This window comes from Kitasatospora sp. NPDC054939, assembly GCF_053610105.1.
This window is the reverse complement of the sequence record NZ_JBSGXP010000058.1, coordinates 19,879-40,177: the sequence shown is the minus strand read 5'-3', so window position 1 is coordinate 40,177 and position 20,299 is coordinate 19,879. Positions and strand designations below refer to the sequence as shown.

At 70.3% G+C, this 20,299-nt stretch carries 17 protein-coding genes; 12 read left to right on the top strand and 5 right to left on the bottom strand.

The features are described from left to right. Window positions 1–2 precede the first annotated feature (2 nt). The 12 genes from ACWGB8_RS18540 (at window position 3) to ACWGB8_RS18485 (ending at window position 14,270) form a co-directional block, all read left to right on the top strand. A complete protein-coding gene (locus ACWGB8_RS18540) occupies window positions 3–1,052 on the top strand; it encodes an ABC transporter ATP-binding protein (RefSeq protein WP_452214563.1) in 1,050 nt (349 codons plus the stop codon). Then, a complete protein-coding gene (locus ACWGB8_RS18535; RefSeq protein ID WP_452214562.1) occupies window positions 1,045–2,067 on the top strand; it encodes an ABC transporter ATP-binding protein in 1,023 nt (340 codons plus the stop codon). The genes ACWGB8_RS18540 and ACWGB8_RS18535 overlap by 8 nt, the downstream gene beginning before the upstream one ends. Before the next feature lie 200 nt (window positions 2,068–2,267). Beyond that, window positions 2,268–3,890 carry a peptide ABC transporter substrate-binding protein gene (locus tag ACWGB8_RS18530; RefSeq protein WP_452214561.1) on the top strand — a complete coding sequence of 541 codons (1,623 nt, stop codon included), beginning with the start codon at window positions 2,268–2,270 and terminating at the stop codon, window positions 3,888–3,890. Between the two features lie 87 nt (window positions 3,891–3,977). Then, the gene (locus ACWGB8_RS18525; protein WP_452214560.1) at window positions 3,978–4,904 is read left to right on the top strand and encodes an ABC transporter permease; all 927 of its coding nucleotides are present in this window, start codon (window positions 3,978–3,980) and stop codon (window positions 4,902–4,904) included. Between the two features lie 76 nt (window positions 4,905–4,980). Further along, entirely contained in the window at window positions 4,981–5,895 is a 915-nt protein-coding gene (locus tag ACWGB8_RS18520; RefSeq protein WP_452214572.1) for an ABC transporter permease, read from the top strand. Window positions 5,896–5,911: 16 nt separating this feature from the next. Then, window positions 5,912–6,961 (top strand): ABC transporter ATP-binding protein, encoded by a 1,050-nt coding sequence (locus ACWGB8_RS18515; RefSeq protein WP_452214559.1) that lies wholly within the window; start codon window positions 5,912–5,914, stop codon window positions 6,959–6,961. After that, window positions 6,954–8,075, top strand: a complete 1,122-nt coding sequence (locus ACWGB8_RS18510; RefSeq protein ID WP_452214558.1) for an ABC transporter ATP-binding protein — start codon at window positions 6,954–6,956, stop codon at window positions 8,073–8,075. The genes ACWGB8_RS18515 and ACWGB8_RS18510 overlap by 8 nt, the downstream gene beginning before the upstream one ends. 453 nt (window positions 8,076–8,528) lie before the next feature. After that, window positions 8,529–10,181, top strand: coding sequence for a peptide ABC transporter substrate-binding protein (locus tag ACWGB8_RS18505; RefSeq protein WP_452214557.1), 1,653 nt, complete (start codon window positions 8,529–8,531; stop codon window positions 10,179–10,181). A gap of 90 nt (window positions 10,182–10,271) precedes the next feature. Then, a complete protein-coding gene (locus ACWGB8_RS18500; RefSeq protein ID WP_452214556.1) occupies window positions 10,272–11,216 on the top strand; it encodes an ABC transporter permease in 945 nt (314 codons plus the stop codon). Then, window positions 11,209–12,174: an ABC transporter permease gene (locus ACWGB8_RS18495; RefSeq protein WP_452214555.1), complete on the top strand. Its 966-nt coding sequence runs from the start codon at window positions 11,209–11,211 to the stop codon at window positions 12,172–12,174. Before ACWGB8_RS18500 ends, ACWGB8_RS18495 begins: the two co-directional genes overlap by 8 nt. A 13-nt stretch (window positions 12,175–12,187) precedes the next feature. Beyond that, window positions 12,188–13,258, top strand: a complete 1,071-nt coding sequence (locus ACWGB8_RS18490; protein WP_452214554.1) for an ABC transporter ATP-binding protein — start codon at window positions 12,188–12,190, stop codon at window positions 13,256–13,258. After that, window positions 13,251–14,270, top strand: coding sequence for an ABC transporter ATP-binding protein (locus ACWGB8_RS18485; RefSeq protein ID WP_452214553.1), 1,020 nt, complete (start codon window positions 13,251–13,253; stop codon window positions 14,268–14,270). Before ACWGB8_RS18490 ends, ACWGB8_RS18485 begins: the two co-directional genes overlap by 8 nt. A gap of 60 nt (window positions 14,271–14,330) precedes the next feature. Here the strand turns inward: ACWGB8_RS18485 and ACWGB8_RS18480 are convergent, their stop codons facing one another. The 5 genes from ACWGB8_RS18480 to ACWGB8_RS18460 form a co-directional block, all read right to left on the bottom strand. Then, window positions 14,331–16,037 (bottom strand): ABC transporter family substrate-binding protein, encoded by a 1,707-nt coding sequence (locus tag ACWGB8_RS18480; protein WP_452214552.1) that lies wholly within the window; start codon window positions 16,035–16,037, stop codon window positions 14,331–14,333. 163 nt (window positions 16,038–16,200) lie between these two features. Beyond that, window positions 16,201–18,393 (bottom strand): peptidoglycan binding domain-containing protein, encoded by a 2,193-nt coding sequence (locus ACWGB8_RS18475; RefSeq protein WP_452214551.1) that lies wholly within the window; start codon window positions 18,391–18,393, stop codon window positions 16,201–16,203. 224 nt (window positions 18,394–18,617) lie between these two features. Then, window positions 18,618–19,082, bottom strand: a complete 465-nt coding sequence (locus ACWGB8_RS18470) for a DUF6113 family protein (RefSeq protein WP_452214550.1) — start codon at window positions 19,080–19,082, stop codon at window positions 18,618–18,620. Then, a complete protein-coding gene (gene mshB, locus ACWGB8_RS18465; RefSeq protein ID WP_452214549.1) occupies window positions 19,079–20,014 on the bottom strand; it encodes an N-acetyl-1-D-myo-inositol-2-amino-2-deoxy-alpha-D-glucopyranoside deacetylase in 936 nt (311 codons plus the stop codon). Before mshB ends, ACWGB8_RS18470 begins: the two co-directional genes overlap by 4 nt. Window positions 20,015–20,045: 31 nt before the next feature. Continuing rightward, window positions 20,046–20,240, bottom strand: coding sequence for a DUF2304 family protein (locus ACWGB8_RS18460; RefSeq protein WP_452214548.1), 195 nt, complete (start codon window positions 20,238–20,240; stop codon window positions 20,046–20,048). Window positions 20,241–20,299 lie beyond the last annotated feature (59 nt).

Sequence of the window (20,299 nt, the reverse complement as noted above, 5' to 3'; positions counted from 1 at the left end):
CGATGACCACCGTGATCGAGAAGAACAGCAAGAGCGGACGCCTCGAAGTGGGCACCCCGCTGCTGGAGGTCCGTGACCTCCACGTGGAGTTCCACACCCGGGACGGCGTGGCCAAGGCCGTCAACGGCGTCAACTACTCCGTTGCCGCCGGTGAGACCCTGGCCGTGCTGGGTGAGTCCGGCTCCGGCAAGTCGGTGACCGCCCAGACCATCATGGGCATCCTCGACATGCCGCCCGGCAAGATCTCCCAGGGCCAGATCCTCTTCCGCGGCGAGGACATGCTCGCCATGAAGGAGGAGCAGCGCCGGCAGATCCGCGGCCAGAAGATCGCCATGATCTTCCAGGACGCGCTCTCCTCGCTGAACCCCGTGATGACCGTCGGCGCCCAGCTCGGCGAGATGTTCCGGGTGCACCGCGGCCTGTCCAAGAAGGAAGCCCGCGAGAAGTCCATCGAGCTGATGGAGCGGGTGCGCATCCCCGCCGCCCGGCAGCGGGTGAACGACTACCCGCACCAGTTCTCCGGCGGTATGCGCCAGCGCATCATGATCGCCATGGCGATCTCGATGGAGCCGGACCTCATCATCGCCGACGAGCCCACCACCGCCCTGGACGTCACCGTCCAGGCCCAGGTGATGGACCTGCTCGCGGAGCTGCAGGCCGAGTACAACATGGGCCTGATCCTGATCACCCACGACCTCGGCGTGGTCGCCGACGTCGCGGACAAGATCGCCGTGATGTACGCCGGCCGGATCGTCGAGACCGCGCCGGTGCGCGAGCTGTACGCCAACCCGGCGCACCCGTACACCAAGGGCCTGCTCCGCTCCATCCCGCGCCTGGACCAGAAGGGCCAGGAGCTGTACGCGATCAAGGGCCTGCCCCCGAACCTGCTCAAGGTCCCGGCCGGCTGCGCGTTCAACCCCCGCTGTGACGTCGCCACCGACCTGTGCCGCACGGAGATCCCGACGCTGCACCAGGTGACCGACAAGGACGGCAAGGAGCTCACCGGCCGCCGCAGCGCGTGCCACCTCTGGAAGGAGACCCTCCATGGCTGAGCCCATCCTGGAGGTCAAGGACCTGGTCAAGCACTACCCGCTGACCCAGGGCATCCTCTTCAAGAAGCAGGTCGGCGCGGTCAAGGCGGTCGACGGCATCTCGTTCGACCTGATGAAGGGCGAGACGCTCGGCATCGTCGGCGAGTCCGGCTGTGGCAAGTCCACGCTGGCCAAGGTGCTGATGAACCTGGAGCGGGCCACCTCCGGCCAGGTGCTGTTCAAGGGCGAGGACATCTCGAAGCTGTCCGGCGCGGCCCTCAAGGCCGTCCGCCGGAACATCCAGATGGTGTTCCAGGACCCGTACACCTCGCTCAACCCGCGCATGACCGTCGGTGACATCATCGGCGAGCCGTTCGAGATCCACCCCGAGGTGGCCCCGAAGGGCGACCGGCGCAAGGCCGTCCAGGACCTCCTGGACGTCGTCGGCCTGAACCCGGAGTACATCAACCGGTACCCGCACCAGTTCTCCGGCGGCCAGCGCCAGCGCATCGGCATCGCCCGCGGTCTCGCGCTCAAGCCCGAGATCATCATCTGCGACGAGCCGGTCTCCGCCCTGGACGTCTCCGTCCAGGCGCAGGTCATCAACCTGCTGGAGCAGCTGCAGAGCGAGTTCGAGCTGTCGTACATGTTCATCGCGCACGACCTCTCGATCGTCCGGCACATCTCCGACCGCGTCGGCGTGATGTACCTGGGCAAGATGGTCGAGATCGGCACCGACGAGGCGATCTACGACAACGCGACGCACCCGTACACCCAGGCGCTGCTCTCCGCGGTGCCGGTGCCGGACCCGACGGCGCGCGAGTCCCGCGACCGCATCATCCTGACCGGCGACATCCCCTCGCCGGCCAACCCGCCGTCCGGCTGCCGCTTCCGCACCCGCTGCTGGAAGGCGGAGGAGCGCTGCTCCACCGAGCAGCCGCTGCTGGCGGTTCCGACGACGCTGAAGGGCGCGGCGGCGCACGAGTCCGCCTGCCACTTCCCGAGCGTCCGCGAGACGGCCGCCGCGGCGGTCTGATCCCGCAGCAGTCCCCGGAAGGGCCCGCAGCCTTGGCGCTACGGGCCCTTCCGCGTCCCCGAACGCCCGCGCGGAGCCCGACGGCCCGTCAACCCGGACCGTACGGGACGGCACCCGTCCGGGGGTATCCGGCTCGCGCCGCCACCGGGCCGCGCTTCTCATGGGGTGTGATGCGACACACACCTTGAGGAGGGACTTCCATGCCCGCAGCCCCCCGCGCCCGCTGGCTCCTCGCCGCTGCGACATCCGTGGTCCTGGTGGCCAGCGGGTGCGGCGACGACGGCGGAGGAAGCAGCGGTTCGTCGGACACCGCCGCGACGTTCAGCTACCAGAGCAGCGAACCGCAGAACCCCCTCCAGCCCGCCAACGCCAACGAGACGGGCGGCGGTCGCATTCTGCAGAACCTGTTCAAGGGGCTGGTCGACTACAACCCGAGCGACGCCACGCTGCGGATGCAGGTCGCGGACACCATCGAGACCAGCGACGCGCAGAACTTCACCATCACCCTCAAGGGCGGCTGGACCTTCCACGACGGCACCCCGGTGAAGGCGAAGAACTTCGTCGACGCCTGGAACTGGGGCGCGACCAGCACCAACAACCAGCTGAACAGCAGCTGGTTCGCCGACATCGAGGGCTACCAGGACGTCCACCCGGCGAGCGGCCAGCCGACGGCCACCACGATGTCCGGCCTCGTGGTGGTCGACGACACGCACTTCACCGTCAAGCTGCGGACCAAGGTCTCGTACTTCGAGTACAAGCTCGGCTACATCGCCTTCTCCCCGCTGCCGGACGCCTTCTTCTCCGACCCGACGGGCTACGGCCAGAAGCCGGTGGGCAACGGCCCCTACCAGTTCGTCAGCTGGGACCACAACAAGGAGGTGGTGACCAAGAGCTACCCGAACTACCAGGGCGTGGACAAGCCGAAGAACGGCGGCATCGTCTTCAAGATCTACACCACCGCCGAGGCCGCCTACGCCGACCTGCAGTCCAACAACCTGGACGTGATCGACCAGGTCCCGCCGTCCGCGCTCGCGACGTACAAGAGCGACCTGGGTGACCGGGCGATCGACGCCCCGCAGGGCGCCATCCAGAACATCGGCTTCACGCTCTACCAGCCGGACTGGCAGGGGGCCGACAAGGCGAAGGTCCGGCAGGGCCTGTCGATGGCGATCGACCGGGACACCATCACCAAGACGGTGCTGCAGAACTCCCGCAAGCCGGCCAGCGCCTGGGTCGCCGAGGGCGTCGAGGGCTACAAGCAGGGCACCTGCGGCAACAACTGCACCTTCAACCCGGACCAGGCGAAGCAGCTGATCACCGAGGGCGGCGGGGTGCCGGGCAACCGGGTGTCGATCACCTACAACGCGGACGGCGGCCACAAGGAGTGGGTCGACGCGGTCTGCAACAGCATCCGCCAGAACACCGGCGTGGAGTGCGTGGGCGACCCCAAGCCGGACTTCCGCGGCGCCCGCGAGGCGATCACCAAGCGCCAGCTCAACGGCGCCTTCCGCACCGGCTGGGTGCAGGACTACCCGCTGAACGCCAACTTCCTCGCCGACGTCTACCGCACCGGCGCGGCCTCCAACGACACCGGCTACAGCAGCCCGCAGTTCGACCAGCTGGCCACCCAGGCGGACCAGGCGCCCAGCCTCAACGACACCATCACCGGCTACCAGCAGGCCGAGGCGGTGCTGGCGCAGGACATGCCGGCCATCCCGCTCTGGTACTACCGGACCAACTCGGGCTACTCCACCAGGGTCCAGAACGTCACGTTCGACTCCTTCGGCAACCCGGCCTGGACCCAGGTCGAGGTCAAGGGCTGATCGTCCCGGTGATCCGGCCCCGCCCTCCCCGCACGGGGGGCGGGGCCCGGGCACTCAGCCAATCGGTCCCCTAGGAAGGAGGCGCGGATGGGCAGTTACGTGCTGCGGCGGGTGCTGCAGATGATCCCGGTGTTCTTCGGCACCACCCTGCTGATCTTTCTGATGGTCTACTCGCTGCCGGGCGATCCGGTCGCGGCCCTGTTCGGGGACAAGGCCGCCGACCCGGCGGTGGTGGCCAGCCTGAAGCAGAAGTACTACCTCGACCAGCCGCTCTGGAAGCAGTACCTGCACTACATGGGGAACCTCTTCCAGGGCGACTTCGGCACCACCTTCACCGGCCGCTCGGTCTCCGACATCATGGCGGACGCCTTCCCGGTGACCATCCGGCTGGCGCTGCTGGCCTTCGCCTTCGAGCTGATCTTCGGTCTGGCCTTCGGCCTCGTCTCGGGCCTGAAGCGGGGCAGCTTCCAGGACACCCTGGTGCTGCTGCTGACCCTGCTGGTGATCTCCGTCCCGGTCTTCGTGCTCGCGTACGTCGCGCAGACGATCTTCGCCACGGAACTCGGCTGGGTCACCCCGACCGTCCAGGACTCCACCGACCTCTCCCAGCTGATCCTGCCCGCGATCGTGCTGGGCTCGCTCTCCCTCGCGTACGTGGCCCGGCTGACCCGCACCTCGATCGGCGAGAACCTGCGCGCGGACTACATGCGCACGGCGGTCGCCAAGGGCCTGCCGCGGCGGAGCATCGTCTCCCGCCACCTGCTGCGCAACTCGCTGATCCCGGTGGTCACCTTCCTGGGGACGGACCTGGGCGCGCTGATGGGCGGCGCGATCGTGACCGAGGGGATCTTCAACGTGCAGGGCATCGGCAACGTCCTGTACCGGGCCATCAACCAGAAGGACGGCCCCACCGTGGTCGGCATCGTGACCGTCCTGGTGATCGTCTACCTGGTCGCCTCCCTGATCGTCGACCTGCTCTACGCGGTCCTGGACCCGAGGATCCGCTATGCCTGACCTGCACGACGAGGAATCGTACGAGCCGCACCCCAAGCCGGCGGTCAACCACCTGGACTACGCCGGCGAGCAGGGCATGGCGGTCGAGCAGGAGACCCTGGTCGAGCCGGACGTCGTCAAGCGGGAGGAGGCCCGCAGCCTCTGGGGCGACGCCTGGCGGGACCTCCGGCGCCGGCCGATCTTCTGGATCTCGGCCCTGCTGATCCTGCTGCTGGTCCTGATGTCGATCTTCCCCTGGGCCTTCACCGACGCCAATCCGCGCCAGGCCGACCTGGTCAACAACTTCCTGCGGCGCCCCGACTGGACGGACTTCTTCGGGGCCGGCTGGTTCGGCTACGACGGCCAGGGTCGCTCCATCTACGCCCGGGTGATCTACGGCGCCCGCGCCTCGATCACCGTCGGCATCTGCGTGACCGCGGCGGTGACCCTGCTCGGCGGGATCTGCGGGATGTTCGCCGGGTACTACGGCGGCGCCGTGGACGCGGTGCTCTCCCGGATCATCGACATCTTCTTCGGCATCCCGCTGCTGCTCGGCGCGCTGGTGCTGCTGAACGCCTTCTCCACCCGCACGGTCTGGAGCGTGGTCATCGCGCTGGCCTTCCTGGGCTGGACGCAGATCGCCCGGGTCATGCGCGGCGCCGTGCTGACGGTCAAGCAGGCCGACTTCGTGGTGGCCGGGCGGGCCCTCGGCGCGGGCACCGGGCGGCTGATGCTCCGGCACATCCTGCCGAACGCCGTCGCCCCGGTGATCGTCGTCGCCACCATCGCGCTCGGCGGCTACATCGCCACCGAGGCCACGCTGAGCTTCCTCGGCATCGGCCTGCAGGACCCGACGATCTCCTGGGGCATCGACATCTCCTCCGCCCAGAAGGTGATCCGGACCGCGCCGTACGTGATGTTCTTCCCGGCCGCGGCGCTCTCGATCACCGTGCTGGCCTTCATCATGCTGGGCGACGCGGTGCGCGACGCCCTCGACCCGAAGCTGCGCTGAGCGAGGGGAACGCGTCGTGACCACAGCAGTCGACACCAGCAAGTCCGGGCGGGAGGCGCCCTACCAGGGGCCGCTGCTCGACGTCCGGGACCTCCACGTGGAGTTCGTGACCCGGGACGGCGTGGCCAGGGCCGTGAACGGCGTCAGCTACGCCGTCTCGGCCGGGGAGACCCTGGCGGTGCTGGGGGAGTCCGGGTCGGGCAAGTCGGTGACCGCGCAGGCGGTGATGGGCATCCTGGACATGCCGCCGGCCCGGATCCCCAAGGGGGAGATCCTCTTCCGCGGCCAGGACATGCTGAAGATGGGCAAGGAGGAGCGGCGGCGGATCCGCGGGCAGAAGATCGCGATGATCTTCCAGGACGCGCTCTCCTCGCTCAACCCGGTGCTGAGCGTGGGCTACCAGCTCGGCGAGATGTTCCGCGCCCACCAGGGCTCCTCCCGCAAGGAGGCCAAGGAGAAGGCCGTCGAGCTGATGGACCGGGTCCGCATCCCGGCCGCCAAGCAGCGGGTGAACGACTACCCGCACCAGTTCTCCGGCGGCATGCGCCAGCGCATCATGATCGCGATGGCGCTGGCCCTGGAGCCGGACCTCATCATCGCCGACGAGCCCACCACCGCCCTGGACGTCACCGTGCAGGCCCAGGTGATGGACCTGCTCGCCGAGCTCCAGGCCGAGTACCACATGGGCCTGATCCTGATCACCCACGACCTCGGCGTGGTCGCCGACGTCGCGGACAAGATCGCCGTGATGTACGCCGGCCGGATCGTCGAGACCGCCCCCGTCCACGAGCTGTACGCCCGACCGGCCCACCCGTACACCCGCGGGCTGCTGGACTCCATCCCGCGCCTGGACCAGAAGGGCCAGGAGCTGTACGCGATCAAGGGCCTGCCCCCGAACTTGCTGCGGATCCCGCCGGGGTGCGCCTTCAACCCGCGCTGCCCGCGCGCCCAGGCGATCTGCCGGGCCGAGGTGCCCGCGCTGTTCGACGTCACCGAGGACGACGGCACCCCGGTGCCGGGCCGGGGCAGCGCCTGCTTCTTCTGGAAGGAGACCCTCCATGGCTGACGGGGCCACTGCACACGGGGCCACCGCGCTGGGGGCGGCGGTCCCGGAGGAGGCGGCCTTCGCCCACGAGGTGCCGCGCGGCGAACCGATCCTCGAAGTCCGGGACCTCGTCAAGCACTTCCCGCTCACCAAGGGCGTGCTGTTCAAGAAGCAGGTCGGCGCCGTGAAGGCGGTGGACGGGGTCTCCTTCGACCTGATGCAGGGCGAGACGCTCGGCATCGTGGGGGAGTCCGGCTGCGGCAAGTCCACCCTGGCCAAGGTGCTGATGAACCTGGAGCCGGCCACCGCCGGCTCGGTGCGCTACAAGGGCGAGGAGATCTCCCACCTCTCCGGGGCGGCGCTGAAGGCCGTCCGGCGCAACATCCAGATGGTGTTCCAGGACCCGTACACCTCGCTCAACCCCCGGATGACGGTGGGCGACATCATCGGTGAACCCTTCGAGATCCACGCGGAGGTGGCCCCGAAGGGGGACCGGCGCAAGGCCGTCCAGGACCTGCTGGACGTCGTGGGGCTGAACCCGGAGTACATCAACCGGTACCCGCACCAGTTCTCCGGCGGCCAGCGCCAGCGCATCGGCATCGCCCGGGGGCTGGCGCTCAAGCCCGAAGTGATCATCTGCGACGAGCCGGTCTCCGCCCTGGACGTCTCGGTGCAGGCCCAGGTGATCAACCTGCTGGAGCAGCTCCAGGGGGAGTTCAACCTCTCGTACATGTTCATCGCGCACGACCTCTCGATCGTCCGGCACATCTCCGACCGGGTCGGCGTGATGTACCTGGGCAGGATGGTGGAGATCGGCACCGACGCGGAGATCTACGACCACGCCACCCATCCGTACACCCAGGCGCTGCTGTCGGCCGTGCCGGTGCCCGACCCGACGGCGCGCGAGTCCCGCGACCGGATCGTGCTCACCGGCGACGTGCCCTCGCCGGCCAACCCGCCGTCCGGCTGCCGCTTCCGCACCCGCTGCTGGAAGGCCCAGCCCAAGTGCGCGGTCGAGGTGCCGCTGCTGGACCCGCCGGTCTGGCTGCAGGGCCAGGGGGCGGCGTTCCACCCGTCGGCCTGCCACTTCGCGGCGGAGCGGGGCCCGGACGAACGGGCCGCGGAATCCGGTTGACACCCCGGTCACGAACCGCACGCAGGGCGCGCTCTCCGCACGGAGGGCGCGCCCTTCGGCTGTCCGGGGGCCGGTCGGGGCTGAACTGCGAAAACTCCCGGAATTGACCGCCGGAGATCACCGGCAACTCCTCCCGGATGATCATTACGCTCCGTAATGCATCGAATACCGGCCCATTGCGTCCGCTATTCGGAAAGTGGAATCAGAGCCTCCGGGCGCGTTATGCCGGAATTTGGCGAGCATTGTCACGACTTGGTCTGAGCATGTAATTGAAAAGAGATGTGACGGCGATTCCAAGGAAGGGGTCGGGTGATCGATAGTTGCTCTGCGCGTATCAGTGGTCACCTCGCCAACTGTGCGGTACGGCCCTGAGATGTCGACCTTCGCCATGCCCGGCACACCGAGTGGCGGGGCGCCGTTCGTTCGTAAGCCCCTAAATCGAGGAGCAGTTGAATGAGGCTCACCAGGACCATGCGTTGGACCGCACTGGCGGCGTGCACGGCGCTCGCGATCACCGCCTGCAGCACCGGCGGCGACAGCAAGAAGAGCGGCGACGGGGCGAGCTCGGGCGGGTCCGGGAAGAAGGGCGGCTCGATCAGCGTCGAGCTGGGTGAGCCGCAGCACGGTCTGGTCCCGCAGAACACCGCGGAGTCCGAGGGCGCCGAGGTCATGAACGCGATCTTCGCCGGGCTGATCGACTACGACATCAAGACCAACCAGCCCACCCTCCGGGTCGCCGAGTCCATCGAGAGCCCGGACGCCACCGTGTGGACCATCAAGCTCAAGGACGGCTACACCTTCCACAACGGCGAGAAGGTCACCGCCAAGAGCTTCGTGAACGCCTGGAACTTCGGCGCCAACCAGGACAACGCGCAGGAGGCGCTGCCGTTCTTCGACAAGATCCTGGGCGCCGACGAGCTGGCTCCCGGCAAGGACAAGAAGCCGGCCGGCAAGGAGCTCAAGGGCCTCAAGGTCGTTGACGACAAGACCTTCACGGTCACCCTCAAGGCGCCGTTCTCGCAGTTCAAGACCATGCTCGGGTACAACGCCTTCTTCCCGCTGCCGGACGCGTTCTTCGCCGACCCGAAGGCGTACGAGGAGGCCCCGATCGGCAACGGGGCGTTCCAGATGGACGGGAAGTGGGAGCACAACAAGCAGATCAAGGTGAAGCGGTACGAGAACTTCCCGGACTTCGACGGAAAGGCGAAGCTGGATTCCGTCACCTTCAAGATTTACGAGAAGCTGGAAACCGCGTACAACGACCTGCGTGCGGACACCATTCAGATCACCGACAAGCTGCCGATCTCGGCGATGTCGTCGGTCGCCCAGGAGTTCGGTGACCGCTACATCTACAAGCCGGAATCCGGGGTCGGTTACATCGGATTCCCGATCGCGACGAACCCGGCGTACGGCAAGGCGGACATCCGCAAGGCGATCTCGATGGCGATCGACCGCGAGGCGATCACCAAGACCATCTTCTCCGGCACCCGCAAGCCGGCCGACGACTTCATCAACCCGATCATTCCGGGATACCGCCAGGGCGCGCTCGGCGACGTCGCCAAGTACAACCCGGCGAAGGCGAAGGAGTTGTTCCAGCAGGCCGGCGGGCTGCCCGGGAACACCCTGGAGATCGGCTACAACGCCGACGGCGGCCACAAGGAGTGGATCGAGGCCGTCGGCAACCAGCTGAAGGCCAACCTCGGCATCGAGGTGACCTTCAAGCCGTTCGAGAAGTTCGGCGCGATCCTCACCGCGCTGGGCGACAAGAAGTACAGCGGCGCCTTCCGCATGGCCTGGTCGATGGACTACCCGTCCGCCGAGAACTACCTGCGCCCGATCTTCTCCAAGGTCGCCATCGAGAACGGCTCCAACTACGGCGGCTACGTCAACGAGGAGTTCGAGGCGCTGCTCGCCAAGGCCGACTCCGCGAAGACGGAGGAGGAGAGCATCAAGCTCTACCAGCAGGCCGACGACATCCTGATCAAGGACCTGCCGTACATCCCCGTCTACACCTACATGTCCTCCTCGGCCTACACCAAGTCCGTGAAGAACGTGCAGGTCAACGCCCAGGGGCAGATGGACCTCGCCAAGGTCGAGCTGGCCTGACCCCACCCGACGACCGGTACGCCGTGAGGGCGGTGCGGGCAACCCCCGCGCCGCCCGGCACGGACGTGCCCCGAACCACGAGGAGGCGGCATGGGCCGCTATGTGGTCCGCCGGGTCATCCAGGCCATACCTGTGATCCTCGGTGCGACGTTCCTTATCTACGCACTGGTCTTCCTGCTGCCTGGCGATCCCATTACGGCACTGGCCGGTGAGAAGCGACAGGACCCGGCCGTGGTGGCGACCCTCAGGGAGCGCTACCACCTCGACGACCCGTTCTTCCTGCAGTACTGGAACTACCTGTCCAACCTGTTCACCGGCGACTTCGGCGAGGACTACCGGGGCAACGCCGTCGTGGACGTGATGAAGTCCGCGTTCCCGTACACCATCAACCTGGCGCTGACGGCGCTGGTGATCGAGATGGCGGTCGGCGTCACGGCCGGCATCGTGGCGGCCCTGCGGCGCGGCCGGTTCATCGACAACGTGGTGCTCATCTCGACCCTGATGGTCATCTCCATCCCGGTCTTCGTCATCGGCTTCGTCCTCCAGCTGCTGCTCGGGGTGAAGCTCAAGACCGACTTCGGCATCGACTTCTTCCCGGTCTCCTTCAACGAGGAGGCGGGCTTCCGGTCCTACCTGCTGCCCGGGTACGTCCTCGCCTCCACCTCGCTCGCGTACGTCGCCCGGCTCACCCGGACCAGCCTGATCGAGATCATGCGGGCCGACTACGTCCGGACGGCGGTCGCCAAGGGGCTCAGCCCGCTGCGGGTGGTGGTCCGGCACGGCCTGCGCAACGCGCTGATCCCGATCGTCACCTTCCTGGGCATGGACCTCGGCGGCCTGATGGGCGGGGCGGTCATCACCGAGGGCATCTTCAACATCCCCGGCGTCGGCCACCAGCTCTTCCAGTCCGTCTACCTGCGCGAACGCACCATCGTGGTGGGCATCGTGAGCGCGCTGGTGATGGTGTACCTGCTCGCCAACCTGGTGGTCGACCTGCTGTACGCCGTCCTGGACCCGAGGATCCGCTATGAGTGAGCCGACGAAGAGCGAGACCGCCGAGGCCACCGTCCCCGCGCAGAGCACGGGCGGGGACGCCGGGGGAGCCGCCGCCGCACCCGCGAAGCCGGCCGGCCAGGAGCGGGTCGCCAGCCTCTGGACGGACGCCTGGTACGACCTGCGCCGCAACCCGCTGTTCCTGATCGGCGGGGTGCTGGTGCTGTTCATGGTGGCGCTGGCCGTCGCCCCGGGCCTGTTCACCGGCAAGGACCCGCAGTCCGCGGGCTTCTGCAACCTGAGCGACTCGCTGCAGCGGCCCAGCGCCGAGCACTGGTTCGGCTTCGACGTGCAGGGCTGCGACATCTACACCCGAGCCGTCTGGGGCGCCCGCAACTCCATCATCGTCGGCATCGTCACCACCACCCTGGTGGTGCTGCTCGGCGGCACCCTGGGCCTGCTGGCGGGCTGGATCGGCGGCTTCTGGGACAGCCTGCTCTCCCGGGTCACCGAGATCTTCTTCGCCGTGCCGCTGCTGCTCGGCGGCATGCTGATCATGTCGACCTGGCAGAAGGGCAACGCCTGGACGGTCTCGGCGGTGATGGCCGTGCTCGGCTGGCCGCAGATCTTCCGGCTGATGCGCTCGGCGGTGCTCTCCAACAAGCACAACGACTACGTGGTCGCGGCCAGGGCGCTGGGCGCCGGCACCCAGCGGATCGTCACCCGGCACATCCTGCCCAACGCGGTGGCCCCGGTCATCGTGGTGTCGACGATCAACCTGGGCGTCTACATCGGGGCCGAGGCCGCGCTGTCCTACCTGGGCATCGGCATCCAGTCGCCGGAGATCTCCTGGGGCCTGATGATCGCCGACGCGCAGGCGCGGTTCCTGACCGCCCCGCACGTCCTGCTCTTCCCGGCCGCGGTGCTGAGCGTCACCGTGCTGGCCTTCATCATGCTCGGCGACGCGGTCCGCGACGCCCTCGACCCCAAGCTGCGCTGAGGAGGCGGGGACCATGACCGAAGCGTCGAAGCCCGTGAAGCAGCAGGTGGAGGTGGTCGGTGGGCGGGAGAGCCTGGCCGCCGGCACCCCGCTGCTGGAGGTCGACGACCTCCACATCGAGTTCCACACCCGGGACGGCGTGGCGAAGGCCGTGAACGGCGTCAGCTACTCCGTCTCGGCCGGGGAGACCCTGGCGGTGCTGGGGGAGTCCGGCTCGGGCAAGTCGGTGACCGCTCAGGCGATCATGGGCATCCTGGACATGCCGCCCGGGCGGATCACGGCCGGCTCGATCCGCTTCCGCGGCGAGGACCTGCTGACGATGAGCTCCAAGGCCCGCCGGGCGGTGCGCGGGCGGAAGATCGCAATGATCTTCCAGGATGCGCTCTCCTCGCTCAACCCGGTGCTGAGCGTGGGCTACCAGCTCGGCGAGATGTTCCGGGTGCACCAGGGCGCCTCCCGCAAGGAGGCGAAGGAGAGGTCCGTCGAGCTGATGGAGCGGGTGCGCATCCCGGCGGCCCGGCAGCGGGTGAACGACTACCCGCACCAGTTCTCCGGCGGTATGCGCCAGCGCATCATGATCGCGATGGCGCTGGCCCTGGAGCCCGATCTGATCATCGCGGACGAGCCCACCACCGCGCTGGACGTCACCGTGCAGGCCCAGGTGATGGACCTGCTCGCGGAGCTGCAGGCCGAGTTCAACATGGGCCTGATCCTGATCACCCACGACCTGGGCGTGGTCGCCGACGTCGCGGACAAGATCGCGGTGATGTACGCCGGCCGGATCGTCGAGACCGCGCCGGTGGGCGAGTTGTACGCGCGCCCGGCGCACCCGTACACCAAGGGCCTGCTCCGCTCCATCCCGCGGCTGGACCAGAAGGGGCAGAACCTCTACGCCATCCAGGGGCTGCCGCCGAGCCTGCTGCGGATCCCGGACGGCTGCGCGTTCAACCCGCGCTGCGACCGGGTGGCGGACCGCTGCCGCACCGAACCGCCGCGCCTGGTGGCGGTGCTGGACGCCGACGGGAGCGACCTGCCGGGCCGCCGCAGCGCCTGCCACTTCTGGAAGGAGACCCTCCATGGCTGAGCCGATCCTGGAGGTGAAGGACCTGGTCAAGCACTACCCGCTGACCCAGGGCATCCTCCTCAAGAAGCAGGTCGGCGCGGTCAAGGCGGTGGACGGGGTCTCCTTCCAGCTGCAGCGGGGCGAGACCCTGGGCATCGTCGGGGAGTCGGGCTGCGGCAAGTCCACGCTGGCCAAGGTGCTGATGAACCTCGAACGCGCCACCGCCGGACAGGTGCTGTTCAAGGGCGAGGACATCACCCGGCTCTCCGGGGCGGCCCTGAAGGCCGTCCGGCGCAACATCCAGATGGTGTTCCAGGACCCGTACACCTCGCTCAACCCCCGGATGACGGTGGGCGACATCATCGGCGAACCGTTCGAGATCCACCCCGAGGTGGCCCCGAAGGGGGACCGGCGCAAGGCCGTCCAGGACCTGCTGGACGTGGTCGGCCTCAACCCGGAGTACATCAACCGGTATCCGCACCAGTTCTCCGGCGGCCAGCGCCAGCGCATCGGCATCGCCCGGGGGCTGGCGCTCAAGCCCGAAGTGATCATCTGCGACGAGCCGGTCTCCGCCCTGGACGTCTCGGTGCAGGCGCAGGTGATCAACCTGCTGGAGCAATTGCAGAGCGAGTTCGAGCTCTCCTACATGTTCATCGCGCACGACCTCTCGATCGTCCGGCACATCTCCGACCGGGTCGGCGTGATGTACCTGGGCAAGCTGGTGGAGATCGGGACCGAGGACCAGATCTACGCCTTCCCGACCCACCCGTACACCCAGGCGCTGCTGTCGGCCGTGCCGGTGCCCGACCCGACCGGGCGGGAGCAGCGCGAGCGGATCCTGCTCAGCGGGGACCTGCCGTCGCCGGCCAACCCGCCGTCCGGCTGCCGCTTCCGCACCCGCTGCTGGAAGGCGGAGGAGCGCTGCTCCGCCGAACTCCCGCTGCTGGCGGTGCCGTCGACGCTGAAGGGGCAGGCGGCGCACGCCTCGGCCTGCCACTTCGCGGAGGTGCGGGACGTGATCGGCGCGGGCTGAGCGCGGACGGACGGGGCGGGCCACGGCACGGAGCCGTGGCCCGCCCCGCTGCTTCCCGCGCTACTTCTCGAAGCCGACGTTCTCCCAGACGATGTCCGAGAGGCCCTGCGCGCCGATGTTGGCGAGGTTCGCGCGGGCGCCGTACAACTGCGGGCGCTGGTAGAGCGGCAGGACGCCGGCGACCTTCCACAGCTCGCCGTCGGCCTGGTTGATGGCGGCGAAGGCGGTGGCCGCGTCGGTCGCGGCGGCGGCCCGGTCGAGGGCGGCGTCGACGGCGGGGCTGCCGGCCTGGGCGTGGTTGGCGCCGCCGCCGAGGGCGAAGTTGGCGCGGTTGCCGGAGGCCGGGAACGGCGTGCCGATCAGCGAGTACGCGGTGAGGTCGAAGTCCCGCCGGTTGACGTACTTGTCGAAGAACTCGTTGGCCGCCGCGGTCTCGACGGTGAGCTTGACCCCGACCTCCTTGAGCATCTGGGTGGCGAGTTCGGCCTCGTTCTTGGCCTGGGTGACGCCGGACGGGATCACCATCCGCAGCGACAGCTCCGCACCGTCCTTGCGGCGGACGTCGCCGGACAGCTTCCATCCGGCGGCGTCGAGCTTGCGGCGGGCGTTCTCCGGGTCGTAGCGGCTGAGGCCGAGCGAGTTGTCCCGGTAGCCGTTCTGGTTGGCGACCAGCAGATGGTTGTTGAGGGTGACGGTCGGCCAGTCCAGCCCGGTGAGGTCGGTCCGGGTGATGGCGTCCCGGTTGATCGCCTGGAACACCGCCTGGCGGACCTCCGGGTCGCTCAGCGCGGGGCTGCGGCTGTTCAGCGTGAACTGCCGGAAGTCCGGACCGCCGGCCCGGCGGACGGCGGCGCCCGGGGTGCTCCGGACGGTCTGGTAACCGGCCACGTCCGGACCGTTGTTGAAGAAGTCGATCTCGCCCTTGGCGAAGGCGCCCGGCATGGTGTTGGGCACCATGGCGTGGAAGACCACCTTGTCCAGCAGCGGCTTGTCGCCCCACCAGCCGGGGTCGGCGGCCAGGGTGATCGTCTGGGTGGCGCGGTCCAGCTTCTCGACCCTGAACGGCCCCGCGGTGACCGGGATCGCCTCCTGGTAGGAGGTGTTGAACAGCTCGGCGGTGGCCACCTTCGAGGCGGGCAGCAGCGGCGCGTTGGCGGCGCCGTTGAACATCGACTGCCACTCGGAGAACGGCCGCTCGAAGGTCATCACCGCCTGGAAGTCGTCCGCGCCGCGCTCGACGGCCGAGACCAGCTCGAAGCCGGTGCTGCTGGACGCCTTGAAGGCCGGGTCCCGGCCGTTCAGGGCCTGCCAGTTGGCCTGCAGGTCGCGCCAGGTGATCGGGGTGCCGTCGGACCACTTCGCCTTGGGGTTGAGGGTCCAGGTGACCACCTGCCGGCCGCCCCGCTGCTCGGCGACGGCGTCCAGCAGGTAGGCCGGGTTGGGGGTCTGGGTGCCGGCGGCGTCCGAGCGGAAGAAGGTCGGCAGCAGCGGCTTGGTGACGCTGATGGTGGAGGACTCGCCGCCGTCGGTGTGGATCGGCGACCACTGGGAGGAGTACTGGGACACCGCGATGTGCAGGGTGCCGCCCTGGCGCAGGTCGGTGCGCGGGTGCGGGTTGATGTCCATGGCGGTGAGCTTGGGCGCCTCGGCGGGCGCCGGCGGGTGCGCGGACGGCGCGCTGCCGTCGGCCGAGCAGCCGGTGAGCGCGAGCGCGACGGCGAGTGCGACGGCGGCCAGGGCCTGCGCGGGTGGCGTGGTGCGGCCCAAGACGGTGTCTCCTCGTGCGGCCGTGCGGGGGTACCGTGCCACATCTTGCTGATCGGGGGGAGGAGTTGTCGAACGATTCCCGATCAAGTCTTGGTAACGCCCCCGGCGAAAGGCCGGAGGGCGGGCCCGGGGCATCCGGACCCGCCCTCCGGCGAAGCGTGCGTCAGACCGGGAACTTGTGGACCCGCTCCTTGTCGGACTTCTCCAGCACCGAGGTGATGGCGTCCGCGACGTCCTGGACGGTGATCGGCACCAGCTGGCCGTTCTTGCGCGTCTTGGCCTTGTCGAAGATGCCCTTGAGCTGGGCGTTCAGCTGGTCGAGGTCCCACTTGGGGACGATCTTGCCGTTGGCGTCCGGGGTGAGCGTGAGCGCCTTGGCGGCGGTCAGCCGGCCGAACTCCCAGCGCTTGCCGCCGCCCTCGATGCGGATGTTGCCGTTGAGCACCGACTTGCCGAGGGTGTCCGCGGCGGCCTGCAGGGCCTGGGTGGAGACCTTGGGCTGGGCCGCGGCGACGGCCAGCGCGACGGGCTGCTCCGGCCGGCCGGCCGCGCGGTCCCGGTACGCCTTCTCGACGGCCTCCATGGCCGGGCCCGGGTCGACCGCCTGGCCGGCGGTGCCCGGCACCACGACGGCCTCGCCGGCGTCGGTGAACTTGACGTGGCCCTCCTTCAGCCCCTGGCCGGAACCGGCGGCCAGCGATTCGAGGGTGGCCCGGAGCTTGTCGCGGTCGACCTTGACCTCGGGGGCCACGGCCTTCTCGCCGCCCTTGAGGGAGGTGATCACCTCGACCGGGTCGTAGCTGTGCTGGGCCAGCCGGTCGACCGTGGCGGTGGTGTCGAAGCTGAGGCCGGCGGTGGTCGGGTCGAGGTCGACCGCCTGCTCGCCGATCTTCAGCTTGAGCGGTTGCTGGCCGGCCTTGGCGACGCTCTCCTCCAGCTGGTGGATCGCCTGGTCGCGGCTGCTGCCGCCGATGTCGGTGCCCAGGACGACGGTGCCCTCGGGCACGTCGGACTGGTTCAGCATCAGCCCGGTGCCGTACGCGGCGGCGCCGAGGAACAGCACCCCGCCGAGGCCGTAGACGGCGAGCTTGACGACCTTCTTGCCGCCGCCGCGTTTGGCCGGGGCCGCGGGGGCGGCCGGCTTGGGGGCCGGGCGGTCGGCGGCGGGCTTCGGCGTGGGGGCCGGGGCCGGCGCCTCGGCGGTGGCGAACGGGGCCCCGGGGGCACCGGCGCCCGGCGCGCTGCCGAAGGGGTCGCCGCCGAAGGGGTCGCCGCCGCTGCGGCCGGGGGTGCCCGGGAAGAGGCTGCCCGGGGCGGCCTGGCCGGTCGCACCGGCCGGGGCGAAGGGGTCCGCGCCGGCGGCCGGGCGCCGGTCCGCGAACGGGTCGGCGCCGGCCGGGGCGGAGGCGTACAGCCCGCCCTGGGCGGCTGCGGCGTTCGGTGTCAGGCCGGGTATGGCGGCGGACGGCGGGACGTCCTCGCGGATCGGCGCGAAGCCGTCGACCGAGGTGTCCTCCGGGTTCGCCGGGCGGCCCGCGGGGCCGGGTGCGGGGGCGCCGGGGCCCTGCGGCGCGCGGTTGCGGGCCTGCGGGCGGGGCGGCAGCGACGGTGCGGGCCCTCCGGTCTCGAACGGGTCGGCGCCGGCGTAGTCGGCGGGCACGGCCGGGGTCTCCGACGGCAGGCCGTCGTCGTAGGCGGCGCCGGCGACCGGGGCGTTCGGGCCCTCGGCGGTGCCGAACGGGGAGGCGGGCGCGCCCGCGGGCCGGGCCGAGGGGGCCGGGGCCGGAACGGACCGGCCGCCCTGCGGGGCGGGCCGGGCGCCGCCCGGGCGGGCCTCGGCCGGGGCGCCGGCCGGGACGGCGGCGGGGGCGGGCTCGCCGGGCGTCTTGCGCTGGCGCGGACGGAACCACTCGCCGGTGGACTCGCCGTCGCCGGAGTCGGGCTTGCCGGGCTGCTGCTGCCACTCCGGCGGCAGGTTCGGCGGGGTGGCCGTTCGCGCGGCCCCGTCCATCACCCCGTGCACGGGGGAGGCGGGCGCGGCGGAGCGGTGCCGCGGCTTGGCCGGGCCGTCCGCGGCCGGGGCGTCCTCGCCGCCGTCCTCGCTCTTGACGGTGCTGCGGACCACCACCGGCGGGATCGGGCGCGAGCCGGGGATGTTGATCCGGACCCGGGTGGTCAGCGTGGTCTCGGTCTTCGGGGCGTCGTCCTCGCCGCCGGGGGCCTGGGCCGCTCCGGCACCCGCGCGGTCGCCGCCGGGGAAGCCCGGCACGCCGTACGGGGGGGTGCCCGACGGGTAGGCGTCCGGACCCGTGCGCCGGGGCGCCGGGTTGGGCTTGTCAGATTCGCGGCTGCTCAATGCTGCTCTGCTCCGGGTTCGCGGGCGTGGCCGTGGGGCACGACTGCGCGGGTCTGTGGGCGCCGGCCTGACGGCGGTCGGGTGCGGCGTACTGCGGCACCACCATACTGGGAAGAACTGAGCGGTGGACCGGTTCGGACAGATCCTGATACGTCCGGTTCTTCCGGTATGAGACTACGGGTGACCGGCCCTGACTGCTCGTCGTGGGCCCCCGTGAACCGGTCTCAGCGCGGCTGGTTCGGGACCCCGGGGAACCAGCTGGTGCGGGTCGGCAGGGTGGCGCAGATCACGCCGAGGATCGACCCGGCGAACAGGTACGCGTAGGACGTGGCGTTGGTCCACAGCACGTTGTCGCCCTCCGGGCGCGGCACCATCACCAGCAGCAGGGCCAGGAACCAGCCGCCCACCGGGATCCCGGCGCCCAGCCGGGTGCCGGTGATCCGCAGCCCCGCGTAGAAGGTCGCGGCGGTCGCGGCGAGCGCCAGCAGCACCCCCACCGGCGGCCACAGGGCCTGCACAAAGGCTCCGCAGACCGACACCGCGATGCCCAGCAGGAAGAACACCGCGTAGACGGCGATCCGGACGCCGCGCGGCGGCTGCGACTCGGCCAGCCGCTCCCGGCGGGTGCCGAGCACGGCCGCCGGGATCGAGCGCAGCGTTCGGCGGGCGGGCGTGGCGGTCTCGGTCATCGGACGGTCCCCTCGGAGGCGTGGTCGGCGGAGGTGCGCGCGGCCGCGCCGCCGCCGGCCGGCAGCCCCGCGAAGAGGTCGGTCTCCGGCAGCGGCGAGCCGGCCCGGCCGTGCACCAACTCGTAGTACTCGGTGGCGACCAGCGGCTGTCCGAGGTCGTTGGAGAGCGCGAAGAAGGCGCCGTCCACGGTGATCTGGGTGGCGTGCGCGGCCATCGCGGCGGCCTTGCGCGCGGCGTGCGCGGAGCCGTCCAGCACCGCGGTGACCACGGCGTCGTCCACCACGCCCGGCACGTCCGAGACGTCGGCCACGCCCGGGAACGGCGCGGCGGCGGCCGTCTCCCGCAGGCCCCGCTCGATCACCGAGCGCGGCATCCGGTTCCAGTACACCTTGGCGATCCGCCAGGCCGGGCCCAGTTCGGGCCGGAAGGCCGGATCGGCGGCGAGCTCGTACGCGCGCATCGCGACCCGGTGCGCCTGGATGTGGTCCGGGTGCCCGTAGCCGCCGTCCGGGTCGTAGGTGACCAGCACCTGCGGGCGCACCTCGCGGACCACCTCGACCAGGTGGCCGGCGGCCTCGTCGAGGTCGGCCCGCCAGAAGCAGCCGGGCACGTCGTTGTCCGGCACGCCCATCATCCCGGAGTCGCGGTAGCGCCCCGGGCCGCCCAGGAAGCGGACGTCGGTGACGCCCAGCGCGGCCGCGGCGGCGGTCAGCTCGCCGATCCGGTACGGGCCGAGGGCGTCGTCGCGGTCCTGGGCCAGGTGCGCCAGGGCGGGCGGGATCACCTCGCCGCCCTCGCCGAGGGTGCAGGTCACCAGCGTGACGCCGGCGCCCTCGGCGGCGTACCTGGCCATCGTCGCGCCGTTGCCGATCGACTCGTCGTCGGGGTGGGCGTGCACGAGGAGCAGGCGGCGGCCGGGAGTCGCGGTCATGGGGAGCAGCCTAACGACCGCGGCCCGGGGCTCAGAGCTTCAGACCGTTGATCATTCCGGCGAGGTTGCTGGTGACCTGGCTGATGGAGGGGGCGACGGAACTGGACGCCAGGTAGAAGCCCAGCAGGGCGCAGACGACGGCGTGCGAGAGCTTCAGGCCGGATCGGCGGATCAGCAGCACCACGATGACGAGCATCAGGACGGCTGCGGAGATGGACAGAGCCATGTCGGCTCACATCCCTTCGCGGGTGCGCCGCTCGGGAGGGCGGCGGTGGGGACCGGGTG